9 protein-coding genes are annotated in these 13,764 nt (G+C 36.7%); 3 read left to right on the top strand and 6 right to left on the bottom strand.

Annotated elements, in window-relative coordinates; all coding sequences use genetic code 11:
- Positions 1-33 precede the first annotated feature (33 nt).
- The 3 genes from ACS8MM_RS05835 (at position 34) to ACS8MM_RS05825 (ending at position 6,306) form a co-directional block, all read left to right on the top strand.
- On the top strand, positions 34-969 hold the full coding sequence (locus ACS8MM_RS05835) for a PorP/SprF family type IX secretion system membrane protein (RefSeq protein WP_379714022.1): 936 nt from the start codon (positions 34-36) through the stop codon (positions 967-969).
- Positions 970-983: 14 nt separating this feature from the next.
- The gene (locus ACS8MM_RS05830; protein WP_379714020.1) at positions 984-2,855 is read left to right on the top strand and encodes an OmpA family protein; all 1,872 of its coding nucleotides are present in this window, start codon (positions 984-986) and stop codon (positions 2,853-2,855) included.
- 130 nt (positions 2,856-2,985) lie between these two features.
- Complete coding sequence (locus ACS8MM_RS05825; RefSeq protein ID WP_379714018.1) at positions 2,986-6,306, top strand: T9SS type B sorting domain-containing protein; 3,321 nt, start codon at positions 2,986-2,988, stop codon at positions 6,304-6,306.
- Between the two features lie 75 nt (positions 6,307-6,381).
- Here ACS8MM_RS05825 and ACS8MM_RS05820 read toward each other — a convergent pair whose 3' ends face one another.
- The 6 genes from ACS8MM_RS05820 to ACS8MM_RS05795 all read right to left on the bottom strand — a co-directional run bounded on the left by ACS8MM_RS05820 (position 6,382) and on the right by ACS8MM_RS05795 (position 13,657).
- Positions 6,382-8,604 (bottom strand): NADP-dependent isocitrate dehydrogenase, encoded by a 2,223-nt coding sequence (locus ACS8MM_RS05820; RefSeq protein ID WP_379714016.1) that lies wholly within the window; start codon positions 8,602-8,604, stop codon positions 6,382-6,384.
- 118 nt (positions 8,605-8,722) lie between these two features.
- Positions 8,723-9,997 carry an MFS transporter gene (locus ACS8MM_RS05815; protein ID WP_379714014.1) on the bottom strand — a complete coding sequence of 425 codons (1,275 nt, stop codon included), beginning with the start codon at positions 9,995-9,997 and terminating at the stop codon, positions 8,723-8,725.
- The gene (gene recJ, locus ACS8MM_RS05810) at positions 9,998-11,686 is read right to left on the bottom strand and encodes a single-stranded-DNA-specific exonuclease RecJ (RefSeq protein ID WP_379714012.1); all 1,689 of its coding nucleotides are present in this window, start codon (positions 11,684-11,686) and stop codon (positions 9,998-10,000) included.
- A gap of 20 nt (positions 11,687-11,706) precedes the next feature.
- Positions 11,707-12,060 carry a HopJ type III effector protein gene (locus ACS8MM_RS05805; protein ID WP_379714010.1) on the bottom strand — a complete coding sequence of 118 codons (354 nt, stop codon included), beginning with the start codon at positions 12,058-12,060 and terminating at the stop codon, positions 11,707-11,709.
- Positions 12,053-12,754: a 16S rRNA (cytidine(1402)-2'-O)-methyltransferase gene (rsmI, locus tag ACS8MM_RS05800; protein ID WP_379714008.1), complete on the bottom strand. Its 702-nt coding sequence runs from the start codon at positions 12,752-12,754 to the stop codon at positions 12,053-12,055. The genes ACS8MM_RS05805 and rsmI overlap by 8 nt, the downstream gene beginning before the upstream one ends.
- Positions 12,755-13,657: a hypothetical protein gene (locus ACS8MM_RS05795; RefSeq protein WP_379714006.1), complete on the bottom strand. Its 903-nt coding sequence runs from the start codon at positions 13,655-13,657 to the stop codon at positions 12,755-12,757.
- Positions 13,658-13,764 lie beyond the last annotated feature (107 nt).

Below are 13,764 nucleotides of genomic sequence, written 5' to 3'. Positions count from 1 at the left end.
ACTGTTATTAATAATATAAAGCAAGAGCATACAATGAAAAGAATATATTTAGCCTCAATACTGATGATGATGTTGTGCTTTGATATGCAGGCACAGCAGGATCCACATTATACACAATATATGTATAATATGAACGTCATGAATCCTGCTTATGCGGGTTCAAAAGAGAATTTGTCTGTTGGACTTTTATACAGACAGCAATGGGTGAATATTGAAGGTGCGCCAAAAACGGCAACTCTTTCAGTTCATGGTCCCGTAGGAAAAAATGTTGGATTGGGACTTTCGGTGATATCGGATAAAATTGGTCCGGTTGAAGAGAATAATATCTATGCCGATTTCTCTTATACATTGAACTTAGGAGGTGATCATAGATTAGCAATGGGAATCAAAGCCGGAGCTACATTACACAATGTGGGGTTGTTTTCTGAAATAGGAAACGGACACGTTATTGATTCGGGAGATGCAGCCTTCAGCGAAAACTCTAATTCTACATTTTTGAATATAGGTTCAGGATTGTTTTATTATTCCAATTCGTATTATTTGGCTTTTTCTGTGCCTAATATGTTGCAAAGTAAACATTTAGAATTGACGCAAAACGGACAGGAGTACCATTTTGGTAGTGAAACACAACATTATTTTTTAACGGGAGGTTATGTTTTTAACCTTTCTGATCAAACTAAATTTAAGCCTTCATTTATGATGAAATCGGCTTTTAGCTCTCCAGTGTCATTGGATTTATCGGCCAACTTTTTGTTTTTTGAAAAGTTTGAAGCCGGAGCAACTTTTAGATTGGACGATTCATTCGGAGCTATGGTCAATTATGCTATTACGCCTAGTTTAAGAATCGGATATGCCTATGATCATATTGTGTCAGATTTGAAAATTGCTGCTGCTTCTTCGCATGAAGTAATGTTACTTTTTGATTTGAATTTCCCGAAAAAAGTTTCGATTTCACCTAGATTTTTCTAACCAAAACAACAACCATGAAAAAAAGATATATAACCATCAGTTTATTCTTGCTTTTAACGACAGGTTACGGGCAGAATAAATCTACGGAAAGAGCCGACAAGCTTTTTGAAAGTTATCAATATGTCAATGCTATAGCTGAATATTCTAAACTGGCAGAAGGGAAGCATGCTAATACTTATGTTTTTACCAGATTGGCGGATAGCTATTATACAATTTTTAATACCGAAGCTGCTGCTCAATGGTATGCTAAAGCTATTCAGGGAAAAGTTGATGCTGAAACCTATTATCGCTATGCACAATCTCTAAAGACTTTAGGGAAGTATGAGGAAGCCAACAAACAAATGGATGTTTTTGCCGCTCAAGCTTCAGATGATCCAAGAGCCAAAGCACACAGGGCTAATCCGAATTATATTCCAAGTTTATCCAATAACTCTAAATTGTTTGATGTAGCTCAAACGAACATCCAAAGTAAAAACCAAAGTGATTTCGCTCCGGTTTTAGCTAATGATAATACATTCTATTTTGTAAGTACTAGAAATGCTTCCAATAAAAAGGATAAATGGGCAAATCAACCGTATGTAGATATTTTTCAATCGGTTAGGGGAGCAGACGGTACATTGTCTGAACCCAAATCGGTGGATGAACTTAATACCCCTTTTCACGACGGACCAATAGCAATCAGTGCCGACGGGAACACCATGTTTTTTGCTAGAGACAGTCACAGTAAAGGACAATTTGAAAAGGATAAGAAAAGCAATGTTAAAGTAGGGCAACAAGGTTTGTATAAAGCTACTAAGGTGGATGGCAAATGGTCAAATATCGAAGCGCTTCCTTTCAATAGTAACAGTTATTCCGTATCACATCCAAGTTTGAGTCAAGATGGAACTACATTATTTTTTGCATCAAACATGCCGGGTGGATACGGAGAATCAGATATCTGGAAAGTGTTGGTCGTCGGAAAACAATACGGAAGTCCTCAAAACCTAGGAGATCAGATCAACACTCCGGGAAAAGAAAGTTTTCCATTCATAACCGAGGATAACGTATTGTATTTTGCTTCTTCCGGACAACAAGGTTTTGGTGGTTTGGATATTTTTAAAGTGAATTTGAGCAACATGAATAATGTTCAAAACCTTGGCAAACCTGTCAATGGTGAGAAAGATGATTTTTCATTCAGTTTGAATTCAAGGTTAAATGTGGGCTATTTTGCTTCCAATCGCAACGGTTTCGATGCAATTTATACTGCAATTCCTGTTTGTAAAGCCGAAGCCATAGCAATAGTAACGAACCAAAATACTGGCGAAAGCATTGCTAATGCTACTGTAGCTATTTTAGATGATAAAGGGAATACAATTGCAACTCAACAGTCGGATACTTCTGGAAGAGTTAGTTACGCAGTTGATTGTGATATGGCTTATGAGTTGAGAGTTTCTGCTTTGAACTATAATACTCAGACATTTTCATTGGCTAAAACCAAAGCGGGAGAAAATTTAATTGAAGCAAAATTGAAACCGGAGGATGTGATTATTACAGATACCGAAGTGCTGTTAGCTCCAATTTATTTTGAATTCAATAAAAGTAACATCACAACTCAAGGGGCGAGTGAATTGGATAAGCTTGTTAAAATAATGAATGATCATCCTACTATGGCGATTTTAGTTAAATCTCACACTGATACAAAAGGGAAAGCGATTTACAATTTGAATTTATCAGAACAAAGAGCACAATCAACGGTTCAATATATTATTTCTAAAGGTATTTCAGGTAATAGAATTTCTGGAAAAGGTTTCGGTAGTTCTACACCAAAAATAACATGCGGTGTTAAATGCACAGAGGAGGATCATGCTCAAAACAGACGTTCTGAATTCATGATTGTTACCAAGTAAGACTGGTTTTTTAATTTGTTTTTTAGTGGTTCACTTCGCGTTAGAAATGGCGCGAAGGAACTTCTTCTAAACACTGTGACTGCTTTGTTTTGTAGTCGGTAAATTATCATTAATTGTAAAAGAGGATATAATGAAAAAGAGTTTTATATTATTTCTGGGGTTGTTTTTTACCAGCATAGTGTTAGGGCAAAATCAACCAAATGATTGTGTTAATGCAATCACGGTTTGTGGAAATGGTAATTTCAGCTCAAATGCAACTGGTGTTGGAAATACACAAGAAGTTGCATCGTGCGGAGGTTCAGAACATAATTCGTTATGGATTAAAATTAATATTGTGCAATCTGGAAACTTAGGTTTCGATTTGATTCCGAATGACCCGGCAATTTCAGTCGATTATGATTTTTGGGTTTACGGACCCAACAAATCTTGTGGTAGTTTGGGAAGCCCTATTCGTTGTGCAACATTAAATCCACAAGCAGTGAATGCTTCCAATAATCATACGGGTATGAATATGACGAATACGTTCACACAAATTGGTCCAGGTGCTACAAATCCGGGGAATAACGACGGATATGTAAGATCGATTCCCGTTCTTGCTGGACAGTCGTATTATATTGCAATCGACAGACCGCATGGTGATGGCGGGTTTGAAATTCGCTGGACAGGCACTGCAACCAATGGAACAGGTGCATTTCCAACACCTCCAACGGCAAATGAAATTGTTGAACTAAAATCCTGTAGTGTTACCCCAAATGTTGGAATCTTTGATTTGAATTCGGTTAGAAGTCAAATTAATTCGGATTTAACGAATAATACCATTAATTTTTATTCGACCTATGCTAACGCAATTGATGGAATTTCTCCGCTTCCAAACATTATAGCCAATACTTCAAGCCCACAAACTATCTATGCGAAAGTGGTAAATAATGTTTCAGGTTGTTTTACAATAACCGATTTCAATTTGAAAGTGTATCCGATACCTACGGCAGATATGTCAGTTTCAACTACAAACGCTTGTTCGGGTAGTGATGTAGTGGTCACTTTCACAGGAACGCCTGGAGCTACTGTCGAGTATACGATTGATGGCAGTACAATTCAAAGAGGACTTTTAGATACTTCTGGGATTTTTACAATAACAAAGAACGTAGTGGCTAATACAACATTTGCCTTGGTGAGCACTAGAATTTTGGATTCTAACAATAATACTTTGTGTTCACGTACCGAAAATGAATCGATTACGGTTAGTGTGTTTCAAAATACTCCTGTTTTTACTCAAATTTCTCCTATTTGTTCTGGTGATGCATTACTACCTTTGCAAACTACATCAAATAATGGAATTACTGGCGTCTGGTCACCTTCTATAAACAACACTACAACAACAACATATACATTCACGCCAGACTCAGGACAATGTGCAGTTCCTGTAACAATGACAATAGATGTAACTCCAGTGGTAGTTCCCGTTTTTAGGCAAGTAGCCCCAATTTGTTCAGGTGATGCCTTAGCTCCATTGCCAACTACCTCAGACAATGGAATAGTGGGATCTTGGTCGCCAACTATAGATAATACGGTGACAAAGACTTATGTGTTCACCCCAACAGGCGGAACTTGTGTAAGAACTGCCTCAATGACAATTGTGGTTAATCAGAAAGTAACGCCAACGTTTAGCCAAGTCTCTCCAATTTGTTCAGGGCAAACACTTGCTCCTTTACCTACAACTTCAAATGAAGGAATTACGGGATCATGGACACCGTCATTAAACAATACATCAACGACATCCTACACATTTACTCCCGCAACTAGTGAATGTGCAGTTGCCACTTCAATGACGATTACAGTTAATCCAACACCTATAATAGCAGTAACTAATAATAGTCTTTCAATTTGTTCGGGTAATTCAATTAATGTAGCGCTGAGTTGTTCAAACGTTCCGGGAGCAACATTGTATTGGCAATTTTTGTCAGGAACCAATGCTTCAGGTGGAACAAGTGGAAATGGAGTTGGATCAATTAACTTAACGGATGTGATTACATTATCCAATACAATTTTAGTGCCTACTGTTGTGAGTTATAAAGTGTATGCAGAATCTGGTTGTAGAAGTAGTGAACAACAAGTGGATATAATGGTTTACCCAAAACCAACTATGACTTTTACCGTTGCTGATAATTCTGTATGTTCGGGCAGCGCTGTAGCAATTAATTTAGAATCGCCAAATACGGGAGTTACTTACGATTGGAGTGTAACGCAAACGGGGGTTAGCGGAGCTTCTGGTCAAAACAACGTGACTAATTCTTCTTCACCAGAAATAGTTGATGTTTTATCGGTAACTGGAGCGAGTTCTGGAACAGTTGTGTATACAGTAACGCCTAAACTTGGTTCGTGTTATGGAGATCCACAAAGAATTACAGTGACGGTTAATCCTATACCCACTGCAGTTTTTGGAGCTAATCCGCCAGCGATTTGTAGCGGGCAAAGTACATCAATATCGATGTCAAGCCCGAATCCAAATGCTGTTTTTCAATGGAGTTTGGTATTAAACGGAGTGAGTGTTCAAGGAGGAGTTCTTAGTGGTATTTCTTCCAGTAATGTATTTATTATTAATGATACTTTTATAAATGCCGGGAATTTACAAGGAACTGCTGTGTATACAATTACAACCTTACTCGGAGATTGTGCCGGACCAACAAAAACGTATACGGTCGTGGTTAATCCATTGCCAAAAATTACTTTAACCAGCGGAGGAATTTGTATCGATAAGAATAATATTGTTTTGACGAATTATTTATTAGATACGGGGTTGAGTAGTACAGGATATTCATTTGTATGGATGTTGAATGGTACGCTTATTCCCGGAGCAACAGGTAGTACCTATTTAGTAGATCAATTAAATGAAGTAGGAAATTATTCTGTGCAAGTAACCAATGTTTGTACTTCCGAAGCAGCTACTGCCACTGTAGAAGCATTTCAAGCAGCCGAAACAGCGACATATACAGTAAGTAATTATTTTGAGGACAATCAGATGATTACTATCAATGTTGTGGGTCAAGGTAGTTACTTGTATAGTATTGATGGGGGTTCTTTTCAAACCAGCAATGTGTTTAGTAATGTGCTAACCGGTGAACATTATGTAACGATTCAGGATACGAATGGTTGTACGAATATTGTTTTGGAACATATTTTTACTATAGGATATCCTCAGTATTTTACACCAAATGCAGATGGTTATCATGATACTTGGAATATTTGGGCATTGAAAAGCCAACCTAATTCCGAGATTCATATTTTCGATCGTTACGGTAAAGTTTTAAAAACGATCCGACCAAGTAGCGATGGTTGGGATGGTACTTTTAACGGAAATGATTTGCCTTCGAACGATTATTGGTTTGCTGTGAAATTTACCGAAAACAATGTAGAGAAAACATTCCGTTCTCATTTTTCATTAAAGCGTTAAAAAGCAGTATAGTATAGAAATAAAAAAGCCCACGGTATACGTGGGCTTTTTGTATGAAAACTTTATTCGGATTGACTATGCTAATTTAGCTAAAATCGTATTGAAAGTTTCGCTTGGACGCATGGCTTTGTCTGTCAACTCATTGGATGGCTGATAATAACCACCAATATTTTGTGTTGTGCCTTGCGCTCCAATTAACTCCGCATCAATTTTAGTTTCATTAGCGGTTAATTCGCTAGCAATTGAAGAGAATTTTGCTTGTAGTTCAGCATCTTTTGTTTGGTTAGCCAAAGCTTGTGCCCAGTATAATGCCAAATAGAAGTGAGAACCTCTGTTGTCAATTTGGCCAACTTTTCTTGCAGGAGATTTATCAGTTGCAAGGAACTTTGCATTGGCTTCATCCAAAGTATCAGCTAAAACTTGTGCTTTCGGATTGTTTTGAGTTTGAGCTAAATGTTCCAATGAGGCTTGTAATGCTAAAAATTCACCTAGTGAATCCCAACGTAAATATCCTTCTTCTGTAAATTGTTCAACGTGTTTCGGTGCAGAACCTCCAGCGCCAGTTTCGAATAAACCACCACCATTCATCAAAGGAACGATAGACAACATTTTTGCGGATGTTCCTAATTCTAAAATTGGAAATAAATCGGTTAAATAATCACGTAATACGTTTCCTGAAACTGAAATGGTATCTTTCCCTTCGCGAATTCTACGTAAGGTTTCAGTCATCGCATCTTTCACGTCCATGATGCGAATGTCAAGTCCAGTAGTATCGTAGTCGTTTAAGTATTTCTCAACTTTTTTAATGATTTCTCTGTCGTGTGCTCTACCTTTATCCAACCAGAAAATAGCAGGTGTGTCCGATAAACGGGCTCTGTTAACAGCTAATTTAACCCAGTCTTGGATTGGAGCGTCTTTGGTTTGACACATTCTGAAAATATCACCATTTTCTACATTTTGAGATAATAAAACAGTTCCGTTTTCATCTTCAACTTTTACTGTTCCAGCAGCATCTGCTTGGAAAGTTTTATCGTGAGAACCGTATTCTTCCGCTTTTTGAGCCATTAAGCCCACATTTGGAACAGATCCCATTGTTTTTGGATCTAATGCTCCATTCTTAATCATATCATCAACTACTGCTTGGTAGAAACCTGCATAAGTACGGTCTGGAATGATACAAATCGTGTCTTCTTCTTTTCCTTCTGCATTCCACATTTTACCACCACTACGAGCTAATGCTGCCATAGAAGCATCTACAATTACATCCGATGAAACGTGGAAGTTGGTTATTCCTTTGTCAGAATTTACCATGGCAACGCGTGGTCCATTAGCCAAAGCATTTTCAATGGCTAATTTTACTTCAGCTTCTTGTGCATTACCAGTTATTTTTTCGAATAAATCTTGTAAACCGTTGTTCGGATTGATATCTAATGATTTGAATAAATCGGCATAGGTAACGAAAACCTCTTTGAAGAAAGTTTCAACAATAGCTCCGAAAATAATCGGATCTGAAATTTTCATCATAGTCGCTTTTAAGTGAGCAGAAAGCAATACATTTTTTTCTTTGGCTTCAGCAATTGCCTCTGAAACAAAGGATTTTAATGCTGCAAGATTCATTACCGAACTATCGATTACTTCTCCAGCTTTTAAGTTTGAAAAATCCTTTAAAACTTTAGTTGAGCCGTCATTTCCTGTAAAAACTATTCTGAATTTACAGTCGTTGGCCACTGTTGTTGAATTTTCAGTACCATAAAAGTCACCTGAATTCATATGCGCTACAGCTGTTTTGCTGTCTGAAGCCCAAACACCCATTTTATGAGGGTTTTCTTTGGCATAGTTTTTAACTGCTTTTGGTGCACGACGATCGGAGTTCCCTTCACGTAATACTGGATTTACTGCAGAACCCAATACTTTAGAGTATTTGGCTTTGATTGTTTTTTCTTCATCATTGGAAGGTTCTTCTGGGAAATTAGGTACAGCAAAACCGTGAGCTTGCAATTCTGCAATAGCTTCTTTTAATTGAGTAATCGAAGCTGAAATATTGGGTAATTTGATGATGTTTGCATCTGGAGTTGTAGCTAACTGACCTAATTCAGCTAAATTATCGGCTACTTTCTGATTGTCTTTTAAGTATTCTGGAAACTGTGATAAAATTCTCGATGCTACGGATATGTCTCTCAATTCTATGTCAATATCAGCTGGAGCTGTGAATGCCTGTACAATTGGTAAAAACGAATGTGTGGCTAACATTGGAGCTTCATCCGTCAAAGTGTAGTGGATTGTCGATTTTTTTGTCATTGTATTTCTATTTCAAAAATGTATGTACGTGTTATAAAATAAGTTAGCAAATATAGTTATTTCAACCCGAAACAATGATGAGAAAACGATAATAATTAATGGTTTTTATTGTCGAAATCTAATTTTCAGCTATGTCTTTTTCAATATTTAAATTTCTGAACTTCGGGGATTTAATACCCATGGTGACTGCTACTAGTAATGTCATAATCCCACCAAAAACTACGGCTGGAACAACTCCCATGAGTCGTGAAGTTAATCCACTTTCAAAGGCGCCTAATTCATTGGATGATCCAACAAATATCGAATTTACGGAAGATACCCTGCCTCTCATGTTGTCGGGTGTATAGAGTTGCAAAATGGTTTGTCGAATAACAACCGAAATACCATCTGTTACACCACTGAAAAATAAAGCAATGACCGAAATCCAGAAATTTTTTGATATGCCAAAAATGATGATACATATTCCGAATAAAAATACGGCTGTGAGTAATTTTTTACCAGCATCGCGATTCAAAGGAATATAGGTTGCAATTAGCATCGTAATTAATCCGCCAATAGAAGGTGCAGCTCTCAAAATACCAAACCCTTCCGAACCCACTTTTAAAATATCGGTGGCAAAGACAGGAATTAATGCAACTGCTCCTCCAAATAATACGGCAAACATATCCAATGAAATTGCATTTAAAATGGTTTTGTTTTCAAACACAAAAGTGATTCCTTCTTTGAGACTATTGAGAAATGGTTCTCCTCGTTTGGGGTTTAAAATAGGTTTTGAATCGATTTGTAAAAGCGCTACTATACCTATAATAATACATGCTACAACAAATAGCATAGAATAATACACACCAATAAATCCAATTGCAAATCCAGCGAATGTTGGGCCGAATACTGCTGCAATCTGCCAAGTTGAACTACTCCAGGCAGCAGCATTGGCTTTTTCTTTATTAGGGACGATTAGTCCTAACAAACTGAAAATAGACGGTATGATAAAAGCTCGAACGATTCCACCTAAAAAGACCAATCCATAAATTGACCAAAGTATACTATTTTTGGAAAGGGTATTGATTATTTCAGGTTTTGTGACCAAACACAGTAAGATACTTATACAGGCCAAAGCGGAAAAGCATTTGATGAGCATTCCTTTTTTTTCGTTTTGATCTACAATATGACCTGCGAATAAAGCAAAAGTAATCGCAGGGATGACTTCCATTAAACCGATAAGTCCTAATGACCAAGGGTCTTTGGTTAATCGGTAAACTTCCCATTCGATTAGTACAAATTGCATGGACCACGCTAGAACAATTCCCAATCGCATGAATAAAAACCAGCGAAACTCCTTAATTTTTAATGAAGAAAACGGATCTTTTCTGTTGTCTTTTATCACTTTATTCAATTATTTTAGATCTCTTAATCGCAATTGTGTGGATGTGGTTCCGTTCCATTCATTTTCATCAATGGAATAAACGATGTCAAATTTTTTATGATTTTCGGTAAGTGTTTTCTTTTTGGCTAATCCAAATCCAATGGCACCAAAACCTTCACTTTCGTCTTGTTTTAGATACAAACGCAAATGTTCTTCATCTTTTCCTATAGATTTTCCGTATCCGGTATCATTTACGCCCTTTGAAATAAATATTGGGCTCATGTTTTCTGGACCATGAGGTTCAAATTGTTTTAGTATACGAAGTAATTTGTCGTTAATGTCTTCGAGATTGATTTCTAAATCCACAGTAATTTCTGGAGTTAATAAATCGGGATGGATGGTTTGTTGAACTATTTCCTCAAATTTATTTTTGAAGGCTTCATAATTTTCTTCCTTGATTGTCATTCCTGCAGCATACATGTGTCCGCCAAATTGTTCCAAAAACTCTGAACTTGCCTCCAATGCGTTATAGATGTCAAAGTCCTTAACAGATCGTGCAGATGCAGCCAATTTATCGCCACTCTTTGTAAACACGATGGTAGGTCGGTAATGGGTTTCAATTAAGCGAGAAGCGACAATACCAATAACGCCTTTGTGCCAGTCTTCTTGATACACCACGGTAGTAAATTTGTCATGCTCATCATTGGTTTGAATTTGCAATAACGCTTCCTGAGTAATTTGTTTATCCAAGTCTTTTCTGTCGGCATTAAAGACTTCAATTTGAGAGGCAAACTCTTCGGCTTGCTCCAAATTGAATTCGGACAACAATTCGACAGCATAATTACCATGTTTTACCCTTCCTGCAGCATTAATACGTGGGGCAATGATAAAAACGACATCGGTAATGGTGAGTTTTTGTTTTTTTACATTTTGAATCAAGGCTTTAATACCCGGTCTTGGGTTGCTATTGATGACATCCAATCCGAATTTTGCCAATATTCTGTTTTCACCTATTATTGGGACAATGTCGGCAGCAATTGCTGTTGCTACTAAATCAAGATAAGGAACTAAATCTTCAATGGTTTCATTTCGGTTTTGCGCTAAAGCCTGAATCAGTTTGAATCCAACACCGCATCCGCATAATTCTTTGAAAGGATAATTGCAATCACTTTGTTTTGGATCTAAAACAGCTACTGCATCCGGAATGGTATCTCCTGGGCGGTGATGATCGCAAATGATGAAATCAATGTTTTTTTCTTTTGCATAATGAATATGATCGATTGATTTGATGCCACAATCCAGAGCAATAATCAGACTGATGCCATTGTCGTCGGCAAAATCAATTCCCTTGTAGGATATGCCGTAACCTTCATCATAACGATCAGGAATGTAAGTGGCAATGTTAGGTGAAATTGTTTTTAGATACGAAGACATTAGTGAAACCGAAGTCGTACCATCAACATCATAATCGCCAAAAACTAATATGTTCTCTTGATTTTGAAAGGCTGCTTCTATTCGTCTTACGGCCTTTTCCATATCTTTCATAAGATAGGGGTCATGCAAATCTTCTAAGTTAGGACGAAAAAATTGTCGTGCTTGATCAAAGGTTTCAATTCCTCTCTGTAGTAAAAGAGTGGCAATGATTTCGTCAATTTGTAAAGCGTTTTGTAAGGCTTGTATTTTTTCTTTTTCGGGCTTTGATTTGATTGTCCAACGCATTTAGTAATTGATTTCTGAATTTATATAGTTGATTTCTGAATGAGCGGATTACCTTCAAATTGAATTCCATCCCAACCAAATTGCATAAAGTTTCGGATGTTTTGATGGTCCGTTCCTTCAGGAGTCTGAAGTACATCTTTGTAAAAACCACCAAAAAGAGATAACGTTTCTTCTGTTGTTAAGTTATGCATTTGTGCGAATCCGAATATTTTACATGATCCATTATTTTCACCAGCATTATTAAGTTGATGACCGTTTTTAAAGGTGGTGGGAGTAAAGTCGTAATTAGCATCTATGATGCTGATAACATTCTGAAAATCGAATGCTTCAGTTTTTTTCTTAATAGTTTCTATGAATGTGTTGATATTATTCATCCTCTTTTCTTTTTTCTTTTGATGAAGATTTGCCTGCAATGCAAACTACGATTTCACCTTTCGGAGGTTTTGCTTCAAAATGTTTTAAAACTTCTTCAGCATTACCACGAACCGTTTCTTCGTGCAATTTTGATAATTCTCTTGAAACCGAAACCTGGCGCTCTGCACCGAAATACTGAATAAATTCGCCTAGAGTTTTGATTAATTTATGAGGAGAGACGTATAAAATCATGGTTCTGGTTTCTTCTGCCAAAGCCAAATAACGAGTTTGTCTTCCTTTTTTATCAGGAAGGAACCCTTCGAAAATAAATCGGTCATTGGGAAGTCCGCTATTTACCAATGCGGGAACAAAGGCGGTAGCTCCTGGCAAGCATTCCACATCAATGCCATTTTCTACACATGCTCTAGTAAGTAAGAAACCGGGATCAGATATGGCAGGAGTGCCAGCGTCACTAATTAATGCAATATTTTCACCTGCCTGAATGCGTTTGATTATATTTTCAACCGTTTTATGTTCATTATGCATATGGTGACTTTGCATATGCGTGGCAATTTCAAAATGTTTTAATAGTTTACCACTGTTGCGTGTGTCTTCGGCAAGGATTAAATCGACTTCTTTCAGTACTTTAATAGCTCTGAAAGTCATATCATCAAGGTTGCCAATAGGAGTGGGTACAAGATATAATTTTGACATTTAGGCAAATTTACTTTCAACAAATTCCATGAAGCGCTCTGCAAATTCTTCTTTTCCTTTCCAATCGTTGTAGTCAGGGCGTACCATTTCGTCAATGAAGTTTTTAGCATCTTCAAAAGTGTCAAATGTTGAAATTTGAGAAATAACGCGGTTCAAATCAGCTGTACTACCGTCGAAAAGATTTTTTTCGAAAGCAATACGGTCATTTAAAGTGATATTGATGCCCTTGTTTAATTTGTCATTAAGATTGCTGCCCGGTTTTGACTTTTCAGCTTTTTCAAAAATAGGTTCTTCGGCAGCAACAAAGATTTCAGTTTCCGTTTTTTTTGTTTCTTCTACCTTAGTTTCGATAATTTTCGCAATCTCGTTAGGTAGCTTGTTGTTATCAACACGTTCGAAAACGGGTTCCGGTTGCAAATCACTTAAAATGTCATCAAAAAGAAAATGCTTTTTATCTTCCTTAGTAGTTTCTTCAACATTTGCTTCTTTTATTTCTTTTACTTCAGGATTGATTACTTCTTCCTTAGTACTTTCTATTTTAGTGTCAGCTGCTGTAATTTCTTCAATTTTAACTTCAGTAACTTCCTCAACTTCTTTAGTCGCTTCAATTTTTTCTTCAACGGCTTTTTCTTCTGTTTTAATTTCAATAGTGTCGTCTTCTTTCAATTCGGCAACTACAATTTTTTCATCAAAATCAAATGCACGTTCTAATCTATCTTCAATGTCATGAATACCAATTGTTGGTTTTACTTCGTCAAAGTTTTCCTCCACAAATAACAATACCGATAATTTCTCATAAAGCTTTTGTGTTTCATGATGTAATTCACGTACATCGTCTTTATGTTTCATTTTTAAAATTCGGTGCGCAATACTAATTAATTCGGCTTCAAGTTTCTTTCTCATCGTTTTGTTACTTAATTTTTATTGAAGAATGTTAAATGATACTTTTTTTGATAACTTTCTCAGATGTGCTATTAATAGCGTTAGTTTTTTGATATTTTTGTTCTGTT

The sequence above is a fragment of the Flavobacterium sp. MAHUQ-57 genome, assembly GCF_051908335.1.
Taxonomy (GTDB): domain Bacteria; phylum Bacteroidota; class Bacteroidia; order Flavobacteriales; family Flavobacteriaceae; genus Flavobacterium.
This window is presented reverse-complemented; position numbering and strand designations above follow the sequence as displayed.

Coding starts and splice junctions, on each gene's coding strand:
- ACS8MM_RS05835 (WP_379714022.1), top strand. CDS start 34: ATGAAAAGAATATATTTAGCCTCAATACTGATGATGATGTTGTGCTTT.
- ACS8MM_RS05830 (WP_379714020.1), top strand. CDS start 984: ATGAAAAAAAGATATATAACCATCAGTTTATTCTTGCTTTTAACGACA.
- ACS8MM_RS05825 (WP_379714018.1), top strand. CDS start 2,986: ATGAAAAAGAGTTTTATATTATTTCTGGGGTTGTTTTTTACCAGCATA.
- ACS8MM_RS05820 (WP_379714016.1), bottom strand. CDS start 8,604: ATGACAAAAAAATCGACAATCCACTACACTTTGACGGATGAAGCTCCA.
- recJ (WP_379714012.1), bottom strand. CDS start 11,686: ATGCGTTGGACAATCAAATCAAAGCCCGAAAAAGAAAAAATACAAGCC.
- ACS8MM_RS05805 (WP_379714010.1), bottom strand. CDS start 12,060: ATGAATAATATCAACACATTCATAGAAACTATTAAGAAAAAAACTGAA.
- rsmI (WP_379714008.1), bottom strand. CDS start 12,754: ATGTCAAAATTATATCTTGTACCCACTCCTATTGGCAACCTTGATGAT.
- ACS8MM_RS05795 (WP_379714006.1), bottom strand. CDS start 13,657: ATGAGAAAGAAACTTGAAGCCGAATTAATTAGTATTGCGCACCGAATT.